Source organism: Microbulbifer sp. ABH2_005 (assembly GCF_056160005.1).
In genome coordinates this window covers 2,836,777-2,855,027 of sequence record NZ_JBSWWI010000001.1, presented here as the reverse complement: position 1 = coordinate 2,855,027, position 18,251 = coordinate 2,836,777, and the positions used below count along the sequence as shown (strand labels likewise).

The window sequence follows — 18,251 nt, the reverse complement described above, 5'->3', positions numbered from 1 at the left end:
CAGAGGTTGCGTAATAACTCGACTACCTAGTCCACCAAAATAGTCGGTATTTAGCCGGACAGAGCGCTTCGGGTACACTGTGCGGCCGCAATATTTGTCTGGATTCAAGGTACTATGGATTACCCAACGATTGCTGACTGTGTAGGCAATACGCCCCTGATCAAGCTGCAACGCCTGCCCGGTGATACCAGCAATACGATTTTGCTCAAGCTGGAAGGCAATAATCCGGCTGGCTCGGTAAAGGATCGCCCGGCCCTTTCTATGATCAACCGCGCAGAGGTAAGGGGGCAGATCAAGCCAGGGGACACCCTAATAGAGGCCACCAGCGGCAATACGGGTATCGCACTGGCAATGGCGGCAGCTATCAAGGGTTACCGCATGATCCTGATTATGCCGGATAGTGCTACTGCAGAACGCAAGGCCTCTATGACCGCCTACGGGGCCGAGCTCATTTTGGTCAGTGCGGAGGAGGGCATGGAAGGTGCTCGGGATCTGGCTCTTAATATGCAGGCCGAAGGCAAGGGCCTTGTTCTCAATCAGTTTGCCAATACAGATAACCCTCTGGCCCATTACGAGGGCACCGGCCCTGAAATTTGGCAGCAGACCGGGGGAGAGATTACGCACTTTGTCTCTTCAATGGGGACCACAGGCACCATCATGGGGTGCGGTCGCTTTTTGAAAGAGCAAAAGTCTGAAATCCAGATTGTTGGCTTGCAGCCAACCGATGGCTCCAGCATTCCAGGCATTCGTCGATGGCCTAAGGCTTATTTGCCGAAAATTTTTATCCCCGACGAAGTTGATCTCGTTATCGATATGGATCAGCGGGAAGCGGAAGAAATGACCCGCAGATTGGCACGGGAAGAAGGCATTTTCTGTGGCGTTTCCTCTGGAGGTGCGGTTGCCGGCGCTCTGCGTCTCTCAAGTCAAGTGGAGAATGCCACGATAGTGGCAATTATTTGCGATCGCGGTGATCGTTATTTATCTTCCGGACTTTTCAATCAATAAGTTTGATTTTTAACAAAGATTCATTGGGTGCATAGAAATTTTTTCTGCACCCATAATTTACGGGAAAACTTTTAAATATCCATTTTGCTGCCTGCTTAAATTTAATGTTTTCGCTTACCTGCTTTTGAAATTCTTCATTCTTGTTTTCCCTTAACGCTTCTTGTCTTGCAAAGTGCCTTTGTTTTCTAGGTCGATAACTCATCGTTCATACTGTGGGAATACAAACCATTCATTGGCTGATGGCAGGAGAAAAAGGCTAAGAGTTTTATTGGCTAATCAATTAATGTTCTATCTTTCTGTAGAAAAGCCCCAGTAAAGGCTGGTTTTTACTAGATGGGGCGCCAGTTCTCGTGTTGATATGATTATAAAAAAGCCTCCCCGGAAAATCCTTTCAACGTGGCGAGCATTCCTTTGGTCGTATTTTTCATGGTGCGGATTTCTTCACTTAAAAGAGTTTGACTAGTTGGTGTTATGACTTCCAACCCCTTTATTAAACGCTGTCCACTGCTGCGAGTTATCGCTGAATTTCACGCAGCGTATTGAAAACATAAAGAAAATCGTGGACTTTAGTGTGTCCAAACCTATGATAGAAGCGCCCTTAATGAGGGAAAGCCTTCTTTTTGCTTGGTTTTGTTGCAGTACAAGCCGGCAAATGGTGCTTACAAGCTAACTAATTCCTGTTTCGGCCCGGTTAAGACATGGTTCAAGTCAGAAAACATCATTCCTTTGGAGGTGAAAGAGAGCACGACCTGGAAGCCTGGTTGCGCCATGTGCAGAAGCTGGCCGGGTTGGACGGTGCTGCCATAGTGACATTGCGCCGTGCAGCAGAAGTGAGTGCCGAGGCGGAGCAGCGGGCTATCGCCGCGGAAAATATTTGGGCTGAGGGCGCCAGTAGTTTTGCCACCGGCCTCGAAATGGCTGAGATACTGGCGGATTTGCAGATTGATTCTGAGGCACTGGTGGCCGCAGTGCTCTACCGGGCGGTGCGAGAGAAGCGCCTGACGCTAAAAAGTGTTGAGGAAGAGTTTGGCCAGACCGTGGCCAAGCTTATTCGCGGTGTACTGCGTATGGCGGCGATTCGCAGCCGCAGTGCGGATACTGGAGGGGAAAGTAAAAGCGGCGCGGTAGAGGAGCACTCAGAAAATATTCGCCGTATGTTGGTGGCACTTGTCGACGATGTCCGAGTTGCTCTGATTAAGCTTGCCGAGCGAACCTGTGCTATTCGCGCGGCCAAAAATGCTGAGCCTGCAAAGCGCAAGCGGGTGGCCCGCGAAGTAGCCGATGTCTATGCGCCGCTGGCTCACAGACTTGGCATTGGGCATATCAAGTGGGAGCTGGAAGATCTGTCCTTCCGTTACCTGGAACCCGAAGACTACAAACAGATCGCGCGCTTGTTGGATGAAAAGCGGATGGCGCGGCAAAAATATATCGATGAGGTGCTGGAGCTTCTTCGTTCGGAGCTGGCGCGGGCGGACATTGAAGGCGATGTCTATGGCCGGGCAAAGCACATCTACAGTATCTGGCGCAAGATGCGCCGCAAAAATATCGGCTTTTCACAGGTTTACGATATTCGCGCTGTGCGCATACTGGTGCCTACGGTGCGGGATTGCTATGCGGTGCTGGGGATAGTCCACAATCTCTGGCGAAATATTCCCAACGAGTTTGATGACTATATTGCCTCTCCAAAAGAGAATGGCTACCGCTCCCTTCACACAGCAGTGATCGGCCCTGAGCGCAAGGTACTTGAAGTGCAAATCCGTACTTTTGCTATGCATGAGGAGGCTGAGTACGGGGTCTGTGCACACTGGCGCTATAAAGGTACCGACCTGAAAACAGAGAGCCAGGATAGCTATGAGCAAAAGATTTCCTGGTTGCGACAAGTACTCGACTGGCATGAAGAGGTGGGGGGCAATCCCTTACAGGACGACCTGCAGACTGGGGAGGGGGATTCCCGCATCTATGTGTTCACCCCCGATGGGCACGTAGTCGATCTGCCTCGCGGTGCCACTCCACTGGATTTCGCCTACAAAATTCACACCGAGATCGGCCATCGCTGCCGAGGCGCCAAGGTGGATGGGCGCATTGTGCCGCTAAACCACGAGCTGGAAACTGCCAACCAGGTGGAGATTCTTACCGGCAAGCGCGAAGCGCCCAGTCGTGACTGGTTGTCATCCGGTATGGGCTATATCACCACCTCGCGAGCACGGGCCAAAATCATCCACTGGTTCAAGCAGCAAGCCCGCGATCAAAATATTGCCGATGGGCGCAGTATTCTCGATGGTGAATTTAAGCAACTGGCCCTTATTGACTTTAATTTTGAAAAGCTCGCCGCCAAGCTGAATATGCACTCGCTGGACGATCTCTATGCGGCGGTGGGGGCTGGAGACATCGGTGTCGGCCAGGTATTGAATACCGCCCAGCGTATGGTGAAAGTCGACGATGTTGAGCGGGTTCCCTCTCTGACTGCACCGGTGGCGACAGGGGCGGGTAAAGCGGATGTTTATATCGAAGGGGTCGGTAATTTACTGACGCATATTGCGGGCTGTTGTAACCCTGTACCCGGCGATGAAATTATGGGCTACATCACTCTCGGGCGCGGGGTATCCATACATCGTAAAGACTGTACGAATATGTTGCGCATGCAGTCGGAAGAATCTGAGCGGGTCCTAGAGGTCAATTGGGCGGCTAAGCCGAGGGAGCTCTACGCGGTGGAAATCGTTATTGAGGCCTACGATCGCCTGGGGCTGCTACGTGATGTCACCGCCATGCTCGACAGCCAGAAAATCAATATAACGGCGATGCAGACTCACACCAATAAGCATAAGCACACGGTTGAGATGGTGCTCACCGCAGAGATTCACAATTTTGAAGAGCTGAGTTACGTATTGCACCGTATTAATCGCCTGCCTAATGTGGCATCGGCAAAGCGGCGCATGCTGCGCTGAGGGGGATACTTGCAAGATCAATATTCGGTGGAGGACTTGCTCCACCTAATGGCCCAATTACGCAATCCAAATGGTGGTTGCCCCTGGGATCTGAAGCAGACATTTTCCAGTATCGTCCCTTCTACGATTGAAGAGGCCTACGAAGTTGCCGAGGCCATTGAGATCGAGGATTACGAGCATCTGCATGAAGAGCTTGGTGACTTGTTGTTCCAGGTGATCTTTTATTCTCAACTCGGTCTTGAGCAGGGTCACTTCGATTTTTCCCGCATTGTCGACACCTTGGTGCGTAAGCTAGTGCGCCGCCATCCCCATGTATTTCCCAGTGGCGAACTCTATGGAGAGAATGGCCCCTCTGCGGTGGACGAGGCAGAGGTAAAGCGTAGCTGGGAGGCCATCAAAGCCGCAGAGCGTAACGCTAAGGGGGAGAGTGGGGCCCTGGCTGGTGTTACCGCCGGGTTGCCGGCTTTGACGCGTGCGGCCAAACTGCAAAAGCGCGCCTCTCAGGTGGGCTTCGACTGGCCTGAGATCAGTGGTGTGCTGGATAAAATTGAAGAAGAGGTGGCGGAATTACGCGAGGCTGTCGCGGCCGGAAATCGCGAGCATGCCGGGGAAGAACTCGGCGATTTGTTATTTTCCTGTGTCAATGCCGCCCGCCACCTGAAAGTTGACTCAGAAGCAGCGCTGCGTCAGTGCAATCGCAAGTTCGAGCGCCGCTTTGGTTTGGTTGAGGCCGCACTTCGGACCGGTGGACGCGGACCGGAAGAGGCTAGCTTGCAGGAGCTGGACCAGCTTTGGGAGCAGGCGAAAGCCGACGAGAAACAGAAACCAGGTACATAAACGGCCGGAAAAGTCGGCGTTAATCCTGGAGTAACGGGTGTACAACAGTCGCAATCTTGCCCAATTTGGGGTGTACGTGTAAGGTAGCGCTCTTTTGGCGCGGCGGCTATTGGTGCGTCGATAGTTTTGGAGGCTTACTGAACATGCGAATTATTCTCTTGGGGGCGCCGGGGGCCGGCAAAGGCACTCAGGCACAATTCATAACAGAGAAGTTCGGCATTCCGCAGATCTCCACCGGCGATATGCTTCGCGCAGCGGTGAAAGCGGGCACACCTCTCGGCTTGCAGGCGAAAGACATTATGGAGGCCGGCAAGCTGGTTTCCGACGACCTGATTATTGCCTTGGTGAAAGAGCGCATCGCTCAGGCGGATTGCGCAAACGGGTTCCTCTTCGATGGTTTCCCTCGCACTATTCCTCAGGCGCAAGCGCTGTTGGACGCCGATGTTCATATCGACCATGTGCTGGAAATTGCCGTGGAAGATGAGGAAATCGTCAAGCGCCTGTCGGGCCGTCGCGTCCATGAAGGTTCCGGCCGTGTCTATCACGTTGTGTACAACCCGCCCAAAAGCGAAGGTGTAGACGATGTGACTGGTGAGGCATTGGTACAGCGCAGCGACGATACCGAAGAGACTGTGCGCAAGCGTTTGGCGGTTTATCACGAGCAGACCGCGCCGTTGGTTGGCTTTTACCGAGAGCTGGAGGCGCGCTCCCCAGAAGCGGCCCCCAAATACAGCAAAGTGATGGGTGTAGGCAGTATGGATGAGATCCGCGATAAGGTCATCGAGGCACTGAGCTGATTGCTGCAATAACACTTTTAAAAAAGCCCCCATTTGGGGGCTTTTTTGTATCTTCTCAATGGGGCTCTTTGGAGCTTTCAGGGAGAGTTTCCCTTATAGCTGACTGATCAATCCTTAAGATAATCGGCAGTTTTTTCCTGGCAAAATTGTATTACAAACGGGGCCTTTTATGTCCACAGCGATCGTTTTGATGAATTTGGGTACCCCTGCGCAACCTACTGCGCCTGCAGTAAGAGATTTCCTAAGGGATTTTCTTTCCGATCCCAGAGTGGTGGAAATCCCCCGCCCGTTGTGGTTAACAATCTTAAATGGCCTGATATTACCTTTTCGCCCAAAGCGAATTGCACCGGCTTATGCGGAAATCTGGAATTGCAGTGCAGACGATGCACAAGTTGAAGGTTCGCCACTTCTCTACTATACCCGTCGCCAAGCGGAGCTATTAGAAACGCACTTGACGGATAAAGGGTGGGATGTTGCTGTGGAGTTTGCCATGACCTATGGCGAACCGCGACTCGATAAGGTTATTGAGGCGTTGCGAGCAAAAGGCTTTGAATCCTTTATTGTATTTCCCTTATACCCACAGTATTCAGCTACGACCACCGCTGCAATTTATGACCAAGTGGCGCAAATTTTCCGTAAGAGTCGCGATATTCCGGATATTTCTCTGATTCGTGACTATTACCATAACCCTCTTTATATCAAATCACTTGCTAATTCTGTCCGCGAGCATTGGCAGAAACATGGTCAGGCTGAAAAATTAATGCTGTCTTTTCATGGTATCCCCAAAGCGAATGTCGATAAAGGGGACCCCTATTTGCGCCATTGCCAGGAGACTGCGCGACTTCTCGCGGAGGAATTACAAATTTCGCAGGATCGTTGGCAAGTTACTTTCCAGTCTCGATTTGGTAAGGCAGAGTGGTTGCAACCTTATACTGATAAAACATTGATTGAGTGGGGTAAAAGCGGCATTAAGAGTGTCGATGTAATTTGCCCGGCGTTTTCAGCAGATTGCCTGGAGACATTGGAAGAAATTTCGGTAGAGAATCGCGCTAATTTTATCGATGCGGGCGGAAGTGAATATCATTATATTCCCGCGTTAAATTTGCGAGCGGATCATATTGAAGCACTCGCAGCGATTGTCGAAAACAAGTTACCAGGGCCAAAATAAATTTCGGTTTTAAGCCATTTGGGTACCGCAAAAGGCAATTTGATAAGAAAAAGATACTTTTTTGCTGAAAAGTTTCTCATTTTTCGCTTTTTTACTTGCAATGCCGCATATTTTTATTAACTTTGATAAAGTTGTATCGAAATAGGCGGTGCACCGCTCTGTATAAGCAATAAAACAACCCATCGTGGTTTTATTCGATAGCTAACAGGCAGCGCCGCCAGCACACTTTTGGAAGTACTTCTTCTTTTTAGTGAGGAGACAAGGGATGGCAAGAGTAGTAAAAAAGAGTACACGTGCTAAAAAGGCAACTGGATCGACCAAGGCGTCGCCAGTAGTCGTAAAAGCACAAAAAGCCGTGGATGCAGCGAGTAAGTCGCTGGATGCACAAATGGATCGTGTGGCAAAAGCTAAAGCGCGGGCACAAAAGAGTAGTACGGCAGCGGCAAAGACTTCCTTGACTAATGCCAATAGCAAAGCAAAGGATTTACGCGCCAAGCTGGCGATGGCAAAAATGGAACTCGCCAAGGCCAAGACCATGGATGCCGTTCGTCTCGCCGAAGAAGCGGCTAAAGAAAAGGTTAGCGCTCTTTCTAATAGCCTCTCTGCCAAAGCCGATAAAGACCTGGCCGCAGCGCTCAAGGCTTTTGAATCGCGCTGGGTGAAGGCCCGAGAGAAGGCTCACGCCAAGAAAATCAAAGCCGCGGAGAAAAAAGCTGAAGCCAAGGTAAAGGCCGCAGCGAAGAAAGCCGCTGCAAAAGCGAAGGAGTTAGAGAAGAAGGCCGCTGCCAAGCTTAAAGCTGAAGGGCAAAAAGCAAAAAAAGCCGCGACTAAAAAGTCTACTCCCGCCAAAAAAGCAGGTCGTCCGAAAAAGGCTGCCTCTGAAACTAAAGCCGCTAAGCGCGTAGGGCGCCCTAAAAAGGCTACTTCAGCAGCTAAGCCAGCCAAGAGAGTGGGTCGCCCGAAGAAGTCCACCGCCAAAGCGGAAGTGACCAAGAAAACACCGACCCGTCGCGGTCGTCCGCCCAAGGCTGGTACCGGCCGCCGCGGCCGTCCACCGAAGAATGCAGCTTAGTTCAGTATTCTTTTAGTTCGCTGTATGCCCTAGGGCATGGCTGACTCTTCGTCAACCCCGGTTTGTGCCGGGGTTTTCTCTTTGTGCATAACACTAATCTACATGACTAGACATTGTGACCATGCCACAATTCACCCCCCTCGATTACCCGGTTTGAAATAGTTGTGAAGATTCTTGCCCTGGATACCACCTCTGGTGCCTGCTCTGTGGCACTCTATAGTAACGGTCAGATCAATGAGCGCTTCGTACAGGCGGAACGGGATCATACTCGCCGCCTGTTGCCGATGGTGGATGAAGTATTGGCAGAAGCAGAATTAAGCTTATCTAATTTAGATGCCTTTGCTGTGAGCAGGGGGCCCGGCTCATTCACAGGACTGCGTATCGCTATTAGCTGTGTGCAAGGCTTGGCCTTTTCCGCTGATAAACCCGTAGTGCCGGTTTCCAGTCTGGCCGCTTTGGCTTTGGGTGCCAGGCGTGCGCACCCGCATTGGAAGCAATCCCCAATTATTGCGATGCTGGATGCTCGAATGCAGCAAGTATATTGGGGTATCTATGGCACCGAGACGCCCAATGACAGTCTGCTACCTGAAGCGGTGCAGAGCCCGGAGCAGGTTCTACTGTCATTGAACGAGGCTGAACTGACAAATTCTTATTACGGTGCTGGACCTGGTTGGCACTATGAGGCTTTCGAAAAGGCTCAGGCGGAAGAGTTGGACTTGGATGCCTTGATCCATGCGCGGGATATTGCCGAATTGGCTGTACCCCTTTTTCAAGAGGGAAAGGTAGTGCCTGCCGAGGCATTGGAGCCCGTTTATCTTCGCAATGAAGTCACCTGGCAAAAACGTCAAAAAATTCGATCCCGGTAATACATGGAAATATTTCAGATTGTCGTACTGGCCTTGATTCAGGGCCTCACTGAATTTCTTCCCATTTCAAGCTCGGCGCACCTGATATTGCCCGCAGAAGTTCTAGGCTGGCAGGATCAAGGGCTCGCTTTCGATGTGGCTGTACATTTTGGTTCACTGATTGCGGTAATCACTTACTTTCGAAAAGATATTTGGCTACTGCTGCGCGATGGCCTGGGAGGGCTTAAGTCGATGCAGTTCAGTGATGAAGGGCGCCTGGCCTGGCTGATCGTACTCGCAACGATTCCTGTAGGCTTGGTGGGTTTAATTTTTAAAGGCTATATAGAAACTCATCTGCGATCGGCGGGGGTTATAGCGGCTACTACAATCGGATTTGGTTTATTGCTTTGGTGGGCAGATGTGCGCGGCAGACGGGTGCAGACCCTGGCCCAACTCAACTGGAAAAAGGCGCTGCTCATCGGTGGCGCGCAAGTGCTGGCGCTTATTCCCGGTACATCTCGCTCCGGCATCACTATGACGGCAGGGCTGATGCTTGGCATGAAACGCGAAGCCGCCGCACGCTTTTCTTTTCTGTTGTCGATACCGGCGATAGCCTTGCCCGCCATGTTGCTGACATACGATTTGCTTGCTCTGGAATCGGTACCTTGGGGTGATATTTTATTGGGCACACTACTTTCTTTTATCAGTGCCTATTTGTGTATTCATTTTTTCCTGCAATTTATTAGTCGCATCGGCATGGCGCCATTTGCGATTTACCGCCTGATTTTGGGGGCGGCTCTTATTTGGATGATATGGGGGTAATCAATATGGCAACGGTAGCGTTTATTGGTTTGGGCGTAATGGGTTATCCCATGGCGGGTTACCTGGCAAAAGCCGGCCACTCAGTACGGGTATATAACCGTACCGCAAGTCGCGCAGAAAAATGGCTGGGTGAATATCAGGGTGAACGCTTTGCAACACCCGCTGAAGCCGCAAAAGGCGCAGAAGTGGTATTTGCCTGTGTGGGTAATGATAACGACCTTCGCCAAGTAGCCATTGGGGAGCAGGGTGCCTTCGCCACTATGAAAGAGGGCTCACTGTTTGTGGATCACACCACCGCCTCGGCGGATGTTGCCCGTGAACTGGCTGAAATTGGTAAAGAGAAAGGGATAGGCTTTCTCGATGCTCCGGTGTCCGGTGGCCAGGCGGGAGCAGAAAATGGCGTTCTCACCGTAATGGTTGGTGGCGAGGCGGCAGACTTTGAGCGTGTTCAGCCCCTCATTGATACGTTTGCCCGTGCCGTAACCCTGCTGGGCCCGGTGGGCAGTGGCCAGTTGTGTAAAATGGTCAACCAGGTCTGTATTGCCGGCGTTGTACAGGGGTTGGCCGAAGGTTTGCACTTCGCCAAAGCGGCGGGCCTGGATGCCGAACAGGTTGTGGATGTCATTTCCAAAGGCGCAGCGCAGAGCTGGCAGATGGAAAACCGCTCTAAAACCATGCTGGCAGGTGAATATGAGCACGGCTTTGCTGTGGACTGGATGCGTAAGGATTTGGCCATAGTCCTGCAGGAAGCCCAGCGCAACGGTGCCCTGTTACCGGTAACTGCACTGGTGGATCAATTCTATAGCGAAGTACAGGCAATTGGCGGCTCCCGCTGGGACACTTCCAGCCTGTTTGCACGCCTGATGAATGTGCGCTCTTTCGACTGATTTTGATTCTTGAAACTTGTGTAGGGCTGGATGTATCTATTTCCAGCTCTGCATTTCCTACCTCTGTTGTTTTAGATTTCCATGAAAGTATTACTGCTCTCGGCCTATGATGCTGACAGTCACAAGCGTTGGCGTAAAGGCCTGGTTGCTGCCTTTCCCGAGTGGCAATGGACAGTCCTGACACTGCCACCGCGATATTTCAGTTGGCGTATTCGGGGCAACAGTCTTACCTGGGCCAGGGGCGTGGCGGCGCAAACGCTGAGGCAGCAATGGGATCTAATTATTGTCACTTCCATGACGGATCTCAGTGCATTGCGTGGCTTGGTGCCTGAGATAGTGGGCGTGCCCACCGTGGTGTACTTTCACGAGAATCAGTTCGCCTACCCAACCAGTTCGGATGCGTTTCAGTCTATAGAACCGCAATTGCTGAATATCTACACCGCGCTAGCCGGTGATCTGTTGCTGTTTAATTCGGAATACAACCGCCGCACCCTGATTGAGGGAGCGGCCAAGCTTCTGAAGCGTTTCCCCGACTGTGTGCCTGTGGGAGTTTGTGAGGAAATAGAAAGTAAGTCTAAAGTATTGCCGGTGCCACTAGAGGATTCACTTTTTACTCAAGAATACACTCAAACTGATTTTTGCTGGGATCACCGCTGGGAGCAGGGCTTTCAGGGGGAGGTAGCCGATGAAACCTTAATTATTAGCTGGGCCGCTCGCTGGGAATATGACAAAGGTGCGGATCGACTGCTGCAAATCCTTCAGGGCTTAAAAAAGAAAAAAGTCAATTTCCTACTCAATATGATGGGGCAATCGTTTCGCAATACTCCAAAGGAGTTTGAGCTGATTCAACAGGAGTTTAACCAGAATCTCCTGGTGGTAGGTTATGTGGAAAGCGAATCTTTATATCGACAAACCTTAAGTAACAGTCATGTATTTCTATCTACCGCTTATCATGAATTTCAGGGGTTGGCGGTAATGGAGGCTGCCGTAGCCGGCTGTACGCCATTGGTTCCGAACGAGCAGTGTTATCCAGAGTTTTATCCTGAGGATCTGCGTTATTCTGGAGTTGAAGATGCGATAGGCAAGTTAGCAGACTGGGCAAAGAATTCTGAGGAAAAGGTAAGAGGGAGTATGGATTTTAATAAATTCTGTTGGGGACGAATCAAGAAAAGATATGGAAAATTGTTGTCAGGTTTGGTCTGAACTAGTACTACTCATTAGTGAATTCGGGCTGTATTAAATGTTGTAACTTCATCATCGTATGTAGTTGAGATCTTGGTCGCAGTCTGCGGCGAAATATAGCCTTTACGAATATGAGCGAAGGGCAGTGGTATTTATGGAGTTCGGATTAAAAATAAGTTAAACAAAAAATTGAGAATGTGGTTTTTATATTCCGATTAAAGAGCAGCGGCTAAAATTGGATACGATGCAGAAGCGGATTAAAGGGCTGGTGGTAAAGGTATTGCAGGGGGCGGAAACGGCTTTTGGGTAGTGTCATTGAAGCCCTAATTATGCAGGGGGTATAAGTCGAAATTTCAATTCTGGGTGATTTTAGCAGGGGGTAGGGCGGGAAGATATTTATTCAATAAGATCAAATGATAAACAAAATTGACTGGACCAAAGAATTAAAGTTTGTCCAGAGGGTCATAGCTTGCAGAGAAGCTTTAAACTCTGTAAGCTGCCGCGAAAATCGCCATAGTTTATGGTTGCTTAGAAAATAAATAGAAATCCTGCTTTCGGGTTTGCTTTTCCTTTGGGGTCTCCTCTGTATGCGCTCTTTATTCGCCTGCCTGTGTTCGCTTGTACTCGGGGTATCTTCTGCTGTAGCCAGTGTCACAAAGGGTATATGGGATAATGGGTATGAAATTTATCGTGGTGATATCAATGGCGATGGGTTGGATGATCTCTACTTTGAATATCACCGCCCCATAATTCTTTTGCATGGCGAGATAGTAACCCCCATCGTATTGGCTGAGCTACCTAATTTTGTGGTGTACGGAAGCAACGTAGTAGGTGGTCAGAGTTATTCCCCTCCCGTTGCCACCACTTTGAGCGGGGCTGTTATTAAAGGTCTCGAGCGGCTCCCCAGCAATCTGTCGTCAACCGGTGATTTTAATGGTGACGGCGCTCAGGATCTGCTGCTGTTGGGCGCTATTCCTTTAACACTGCATGCCAATGGCAATGGCCTTCCAAGCCAAGCGCAGATATTCGTAGCCGATAGTGCAATTGCGTCAATTCTATCCGCTGCAAACCCAGATGATGTAAAGATTAAAGACGTTAACGGTGATGGCCGTGACGATATTCTGATTGGTGGTAGTGTAGGAAAGACTTTACTTGCAAATCTTTCTGGTTTTTTTGGGGGCAATACTCCAGGCGCAATAAGGATCTACGATTATCAGTATGACGAACTCGGTCGCTTGGTTCGTGTAGCGAAGCTTGGCACCAATGCCAATGCCAGTGAGACGACTTATGTTTACGACGCCGGCGGCAATAGGGTTAGTGAAGCGACAGTTATAGTCGAACCACCTAAAGTGCCTACATCCATCAGCATACCGTCCAGCAGTACGACGGGTAGCTATACAATTAATTGGGGCTCGGCCAGTGGCACAGTCACTACTTACAAGCTTTACGAAGCCACCAATGCAAGTTTTTCCGGTCAAACACTGGTCTACGGTGGTGCGGCTAAAAGTAAGACGTTGTCAGGCAGAGGCAGTGGAACCTATTACTACAGAGTGCGTGCCTGTAACGACATTACCTGCGGTGAATATCGGGCTGGCGGCAACCCCATAACGGTGACATTACCACCTGCTGTCCCCGCTTCCATAAGCGTGCCTTCTGGCAGTAATAATGGCAATTATACGGTCAGCTGGGGGAGTTCGAGTGGTAGCGTTACAACCTACGAACTCTACGAGGCAACAGGCTCGAGTTTTTCTGGGCAGATACGAGTGTATAGCGGTACAGGTAGAAGTATGGCTATCTCGGGCAAGGGTAATGGGGCCTACTATTATCGTGTTCGGGCATGCAACGGCAGTGTTTGCAGTGGCTATCGCACGGGTAGTAATTCGACATCGGTTGTGCACCCACCAGCACCACCAACCATGCGTAGTGGTTCTTTCAAGGCTGATATTGGTGACTACTCTATCCTCTGGAGCTCTTCATCCGGTGCTACTCGCTATGAACTGTGGGAGAGCAGAATGGGGACTGGATTTACGAAAGTTTATGATGGGTCAGACAGATCAAAGCATTTCACTTCAAAACTGGCTGGCGAATATAGTTACAAAGCGAAAGCATGTAATTCAGGTGGCTGTAGTGGTTTCTCTGGCACAAGTAGTGTGAGGGTGTGTATCGGGATGTGTTTGGATTGAGAATAGGGGGCGATTGTTATGATGAACTCAACACTTGAATATCCAAACTCCGAGCCTGCAAAACCCTGCAGTTTGCCGCTTTATGATTTTAGAGATATCGATAGGTATAACATGCGTTTGCTAGTTCAGTGGATGAAATATGTCAGCAGTGTGCTGCTTTGCGTAGCTGGGATCGCTGTCGCAGAAGACGGAGCTCCTGAAATATCTCGGGCCCCCCTGCCCGCTGAAAATTACGCGGTAAGTCCCGGCGGGGTTGATATGCGCACGGGGCAGTTTGTGTACCAGCGCGAGGATCTAACCATAGGGGGCGAGAATGGGCTCTCTTTGGTACGCCAAAATGGGGTCGAGTTCGAGGTGACGGGTCAGCCGTTTGGGAACCTCTCTCATAATTGGATGATTTTCCTGGTGCGCCGGGTACAAAAAGAGCAAGGCACGGCAGATTTTTCGGTTTCTATGGAGGGAAGGTCGACCGGGTTTCGTGGTGGAGCCACTAGTATGAGGCCCTCTCAATCGTCGCCGGGAGGAAAAGAATTACTCGAAGGGATAGGAGAGGGTAGCAATCGATACTGGCTATATACTGCCAAAGACGGTACTGAGGTAACCTTCCGCTCTGAGGGGCAAAAGGACTGCAAGCAAAAGCCTACGGCCTTTAACGGTGGCAGTGAGCATCAGTGTATGTATGCGGCCAAGCTAGTAAAGCCCAGCGGTGAGACCTACACCTTTTACTATGATAATCCCACCTCAAGTTCCTACGATACCAGGTTGCGCAGCGTAACGAGCAACTATGGTTATGCGCTGATCTTCGAATATCTGGGAACGAGTGAAAAGATTCGTGAGGCGTGTGTATTAAATCTGGCAACTCACTCGCTGCCGAGTAACTATGTCTGTCCTAACGGTGTGCCCACGGCAAGCTACAGCTATCACTCTAATGGATTTATTGGTGGTGCCATCAATGCCCTCGGCCATATGTATAGGTATAGCAGCACTTACTCTGGTGATTTAGGAGCTTATAAAGTTCAACATTATTTGCCGGGCCAATCACAGCCATACCTTACCAACGAATATGGTGCGCTATTAAAAGTTCCCGCCACCGCTGGCCAAGCAGTGGATCGACAAATATTCTCCGATGGTCGTGTGTACAATTATTCTTGGAATATCATTTATCACTTTGATGATATTACCCGAGAGCGCGCCGGGGGGACTTATAGCCTAAATGGCGGGCCTGCTGTAGAAGTGAGCTTTGCATTACTCGATCGACCTGGCCGGACCTCAGACACTGGCCAAACAATTTCTCCGGGGCCGTCTGTCATTGTTGACGAGTTGGGGTTAAGGACTTCTGCCAATTACTGTATTCCCAATAATGGCGCTGGCGGAGGCTGCTTTATTGTGCCTGCAAGGTATTGGAGCTATTCCGATGGCAGGACACTTAGCCTCACGTACGATTCTGCGCACCGAAATATTATTGAGCGCCGGTGGAGCACTTGGGGGCCTAGAGGGGCGAGTGCCGATATAGTGACGAGCGCGACCTACGGTAGCTGCCTCACGCCTCTGTTATGTAGTAAACCAACCCAAACGATTGATGCTCGCGGCAACGCAACAGACTTTACCTACGACTCTACCCATGGATCCCTGACCTCTACTCTTGGCCCGGCCGATAAGAATGGAGTTCGGCCTTTAACCTGGCGTCGCTATGCGCAAAAACACGCATGGATTAAGAGTACTTCAGGAGGTTACCGGCAAGTGGCGGAACCGGTATGGGTAGTAACCTCAGAGCACCGTTGCATCAAAACCCAGGGCACCTTCAATCCAGGCAGCGGATTAGGTAGCTGTGCGGGAGGAAGCGCGGATGAGGTGGTAACTACCTATGAATACGGCGGTTCGAATCAACCGAATAATCTCAATGTAACAGGAATGGTTGTCTCTTCAGGGGGTAAAAACTTGAGAACCTGTTATGAGTACGATGACGATGGTCGACAAATTGGCGAGACGAGTCCGCGGGCCGGGTTGGGAGTATGTCCATGAAAACTATCGCACGCACTCTAGGGATATTGGCTCTGCAAGCTGTGCTCCTGACTGGTCCGGTGCTGGCGGCGCAAGTGGCGGCTCCATTCAAATCGGCGCAGCGATTCGATGCCATGGGGCAGCTGACAGGAGAAATTCTGCCGGACCCAGATGGACAGGGGCCGCTCAGGTATCCCGCTACCCGTAACACCTACGATAGTGCCGGGCGCCTTATAAAGGTTGAACAGGGCGAGTTGACAGCCTGGATGAACGAAACCGTAGCACCTTCGAATTGGGGGGCGGTGTTTCTAATCCGTGTGACACGCCACTATTCACATGACGATTTTGGGCGAGTGCTGAACGATAGCGCTATCGCCGATGGTGGGATTCAGTCACAGGTTCACTCCAGCTATAACGCCAATGGTCGGCTCGAGTGTCGGGCAACCCGTATGAATCCGGCCACCCTCTCGGTATTTCCTGCAAATGCGTGTTCAATGGGGACGGCTGGTAACTATGGGGCGGATCGAATAGAGAGATTCACCTACAACCCCCGCGGCCAGATACTCCAGCATCAGAAGGCTTATGGGACCTCTCTACAGCAAGCCTACGCCACATACACTTATTCCATCTCTGGTAAAGTCAAATCGGTAACCGATGCCAACGGCAACCGTACGGAGTATGAATACGATAGCCATGATCGGCGTTCGCGGTGGTATTTCCCTTCCAAGACGGTCAAAGGGCAGGTGAATATCGCTGACTACGAAGCCTATACCTACGACGGCAACGGCAACCGCACCTCGATACGCAAGCGTAGTGGGCATGTGATTGGCTACACCTACGACAAACTCAACCGGGTGATACTGAAGGACCTGCCCGGCAGCGCCAATGATGTCTATTACGGTTATGATCTGAGGGGATTGCAGCAGTACGCCCGCTTCGGCTCGACTTCCGGCCAGGGCGTGAGCACCATCTATGATGGCCTGGGGAGAACCCAGAGCGCAACGACCACTATGGGCGGCGTTTCCCGCACGCTCACCTATCAACACGACCTTAACGGCAACCGTACCCGGGTAACACACCCGGATGGCAACTACTTCACCTATATCTACGACGGCCTGGATCGCAATACAGCCATTCAGCAGTCAGACAGTACCGCGCTGGTTACATTGGATTATGACGCCTGGGGTCGTCGCTCAGAGCTGCTGCGGCCAAACGGTGCTTACACCTTTTATGATTACGACGGCATTTCCCGTTTGAGCGGCTTTAACCACAATGTTGCCGGCAGTGATAACGACGTCGATTATATTTTTGACTACAACCCGGCCAGCCAGATCGTCAGCCGCACAATCAGCAATAGCAATTACGATTATTCAGCCACTCCTATCGGAACCAAGCATTTTACAGCGAACGGACTGAACCAATACAGCGCTGTCGACGGTGTGAACTACAGCTACGATGCCAACGGCAATCTGACTTCCGATGGCACAACTAACTATACCTACGATATAGAAAACCGGCTCACAAGCGCATCCGGCGGCTCCAGTGCCACGCTTGAGTACGATCCCTTAGGACGCCTCTATGAAGTAAGTGGCGGTGGAAGCACCACGCACTTTCTCTACGACGGCGATGCGCTGGTGGCTGAATATGATAAGGCTGGCGTAGTAACCCATCGCTACGTGCACGGGGAAAGGGTTGATGAACCGCTGGTTTGGTACCAGGGCCCGGGAGTCACAGCCAGCGAGCGCCGTTTTCTCTATGCTGATCATCAGGGGTCTGTCTTAGGCATTACAGATACTGCGGGCGATACAGTTGCGCTGAATGCCTACGACAGTTATGGCGTGGGAAATTCAGCCAATGTAGGGCGTTTCCGCTACACCGGACAAGCTTTGCTGCCTGAACTTGGGCTGTATCACTACAAGGCCAGGATTTATTCGCCAGGGCTGGGGCGGTTTTTGCAGACGGATCCGGTTGGATATGAAGATCAGATGAATCTTTATGCCTATGTTGGGAATGACCCGCTGAATATGATAGACCCTAAGGGAAAGGTCAAAGTAAAAGTCGGTGCTGAGGCCTCCCTTGTGGTGATTGCGGGAGCTAAAATTGGTGTTTCAGTTTCCTTTGATACCAAAACGCTTGATGTGACGGGTGAAATTTCTGGTGGTCCTAGGCTAGGGCTTGAAGTAGGAGTAGCAGTTCCAATTGAAGTGGAGGCGAGTGGAAATGGTATTACTTCAATCAGTGAAACTAACAGTTCTGCAACCTTTGATGCGAGTGCCGGAATTGGTCCTGCTGGAGTTGGAAAAGATATTATAGGGGATGATGGGTCCATTAACTCTGATGCCAAAGGTGAAAAAGCTGGAGCGGATTCATCTAAAGGAGATTTTGAACCAAATGTTGGACTCCAGTTGAAAGGCGGTGCAAGTGTTGGTGTAACTTTTAAAGGTGAAGCAACCTATAGTATAAAAAATGGATCAAAAGAAATTGCAAATCAACATTTGGGGTATTAA

Annotated in this window: 14 protein-coding genes; 13 read left to right on the top strand and 1 reads right to left on the bottom strand. The window is 50.7% G+C overall.

What is annotated here, in order from left to right:
- Positions 1-114: 114 nt before the first annotated feature.
- Positions 115-1,005: a cysteine synthase CysM gene (gene cysM / locus ACXAFI_RS12395; protein ID WP_475109062.1), complete on the top strand. Its 891-nt coding sequence runs from the start codon at positions 115-117 to the stop codon at positions 1,003-1,005.
- On the opposite strand, the gene ACXAFI_RS12390 is transcribed toward cysM, so the two are convergent.
- Positions 995-1,207: a hypothetical protein gene (locus tag ACXAFI_RS12390; protein ID WP_475109061.1), complete on the bottom strand. Its 213-nt coding sequence runs from the start codon at positions 1,205-1,207 to the stop codon at positions 995-997. The genes cysM and ACXAFI_RS12390 overlap by 11 nt on opposite strands.
- Positions 1,208-1,703: 496 nt before the next feature.
- Here ACXAFI_RS12390 and relA point away from each other — a divergent pair, with 496 nt between their 5' ends.
- From relA to ACXAFI_RS12330, 12 genes are all read left to right on the top strand, one after another.
- Positions 1,704-3,950 carry a GTP diphosphokinase gene (gene relA, locus ACXAFI_RS12385; RefSeq protein WP_152452624.1) on the top strand — a complete coding sequence of 749 codons (2,247 nt, stop codon included), beginning with the start codon at positions 1,704-1,706 and terminating at the stop codon, positions 3,948-3,950.
- A 9-nt stretch (positions 3,951-3,959) separates the two neighbouring features.
- A complete protein-coding gene (gene mazG / locus ACXAFI_RS12380; protein WP_475109060.1) occupies positions 3,960-4,787 on the top strand; it encodes a nucleoside triphosphate pyrophosphohydrolase in 828 nt (275 codons plus the stop codon).
- Between the two features lie 143 nt (positions 4,788-4,930).
- On the top strand, positions 4,931-5,584 hold the full coding sequence (adk, locus tag ACXAFI_RS12375; protein WP_475109059.1) for an adenylate kinase: 654 nt from the start codon (positions 4,931-4,933) through the stop codon (positions 5,582-5,584).
- Between the two features lie 169 nt (positions 5,585-5,753).
- Complete coding sequence (gene hemH, locus ACXAFI_RS12370) at positions 5,754-6,752, top strand: ferrochelatase (protein ID WP_475109058.1); 999 nt, start codon at positions 5,754-5,756, stop codon at positions 6,750-6,752.
- A 265-nt stretch (positions 6,753-7,017) separates the two neighbouring features.
- Entirely contained in the window at positions 7,018-7,824 is an 807-nt protein-coding gene (locus tag ACXAFI_RS12365) for a hypothetical protein (RefSeq protein WP_475109057.1), read from the top strand.
- A 164-nt stretch (positions 7,825-7,988) separates the two neighbouring features.
- Positions 7,989-8,690, top strand: a complete 702-nt coding sequence (tsaB, locus tag ACXAFI_RS12360; RefSeq protein ID WP_475109056.1) for a tRNA (adenosine(37)-N6)-threonylcarbamoyltransferase complex dimerization subunit type 1 TsaB — start codon at positions 7,989-7,991, stop codon at positions 8,688-8,690.
- 3 nt (positions 8,691-8,693) lie between these two features.
- A complete protein-coding gene (locus ACXAFI_RS12355) occupies positions 8,694-9,491 on the top strand; it encodes an undecaprenyl-diphosphate phosphatase (RefSeq protein WP_475109055.1) in 798 nt (265 codons plus the stop codon).
- A gap of 5 nt (positions 9,492-9,496) precedes the next feature.
- Positions 9,497-10,378 carry an NAD(P)-dependent oxidoreductase gene (locus ACXAFI_RS12350; protein WP_475109054.1) on the top strand — a complete coding sequence of 294 codons (882 nt, stop codon included), beginning with the start codon at positions 9,497-9,499 and terminating at the stop codon, positions 10,376-10,378.
- An 81-nt stretch (positions 10,379-10,459) separates the two neighbouring features.
- Positions 10,460-11,581 carry a tRNA-queuosine alpha-mannosyltransferase domain-containing protein gene (locus ACXAFI_RS12345; RefSeq protein WP_475109053.1) on the top strand — a complete coding sequence of 374 codons (1,122 nt, stop codon included), beginning with the start codon at positions 10,460-10,462 and terminating at the stop codon, positions 11,579-11,581.
- 566 nt (positions 11,582-12,147) lie between these two features.
- The gene (locus ACXAFI_RS12340; RefSeq protein ID WP_475109052.1) at positions 12,148-13,743 is read left to right on the top strand and encodes an FG-GAP repeat domain-containing protein; all 1,596 of its coding nucleotides are present in this window, start codon (positions 12,148-12,150) and stop codon (positions 13,741-13,743) included.
- A gap of 18 nt (positions 13,744-13,761) precedes the next feature.
- On the top strand, positions 13,762-15,765 hold the full coding sequence (locus ACXAFI_RS12335; protein WP_475109051.1) for a hypothetical protein: 2,004 nt from the start codon (positions 13,762-13,764) through the stop codon (positions 15,763-15,765).
- A complete protein-coding gene (locus tag ACXAFI_RS12330) occupies positions 15,762-18,251 on the top strand; it encodes an RHS repeat domain-containing protein (protein ID WP_475109050.1) in 2,490 nt (829 codons plus the stop codon). Before ACXAFI_RS12335 ends, ACXAFI_RS12330 begins: the two co-directional genes overlap by 4 nt.

What these genes read in the sequence shown, in the direction of transcription:
- ACXAFI_RS12350 (WP_475109054.1), top strand. Translation starts at nt 9,497, where the DNA reads ATGGCAACGGTAGCGTTTATTGGTTTGGGCGTAATGGGTTATCCCATG.
- ACXAFI_RS12335 (WP_475109051.1), top strand. Translation starts at nt 13,762, where the DNA reads ATGATGAACTCAACACTTGAATATCCAAACTCCGAGCCTGCAAAACCC.
- adk (WP_475109059.1), top strand. Translation starts at nt 4,931, where the DNA reads ATGCGAATTATTCTCTTGGGGGCGCCGGGGGCCGGCAAAGGCACTCAG.
- ACXAFI_RS12355 (WP_475109055.1), top strand. Translation starts at nt 8,694, where the DNA reads ATGGAAATATTTCAGATTGTCGTACTGGCCTTGATTCAGGGCCTCACT.
- ACXAFI_RS12345 (WP_475109053.1), top strand. Translation starts at nt 10,460, where the DNA reads ATGAAAGTATTACTGCTCTCGGCCTATGATGCTGACAGTCACAAGCGT.
- ACXAFI_RS12390 (WP_475109061.1), bottom strand. Translation starts at nt 1,207, where the DNA reads ATGAGTTATCGACCTAGAAAACAAAGGCACTTTGCAAGACAAGAAGCG.
- ACXAFI_RS12340 (WP_475109052.1), top strand. Translation starts at nt 12,148, where the DNA reads ATGCGCTCTTTATTCGCCTGCCTGTGTTCGCTTGTACTCGGGGTATCT.
- hemH (WP_475109058.1), top strand. Translation starts at nt 5,754, where the DNA reads ATGTCCACAGCGATCGTTTTGATGAATTTGGGTACCCCTGCGCAACCT.
- cysM (WP_475109062.1), top strand. Translation starts at nt 115, where the DNA reads ATGGATTACCCAACGATTGCTGACTGTGTAGGCAATACGCCCCTGATC.
- relA (WP_152452624.1), top strand. Translation starts at nt 1,704, where the DNA reads ATGGTTCAAGTCAGAAAACATCATTCCTTTGGAGGTGAAAGAGAGCAC.
- ACXAFI_RS12330 (WP_475109050.1), top strand. Translation starts at nt 15,762, where the DNA reads ATGAAAACTATCGCACGCACTCTAGGGATATTGGCTCTGCAAGCTGTG.
- ACXAFI_RS12365 (WP_475109057.1), top strand. Translation starts at nt 7,018, where the DNA reads ATGGCAAGAGTAGTAAAAAAGAGTACACGTGCTAAAAAGGCAACTGGA.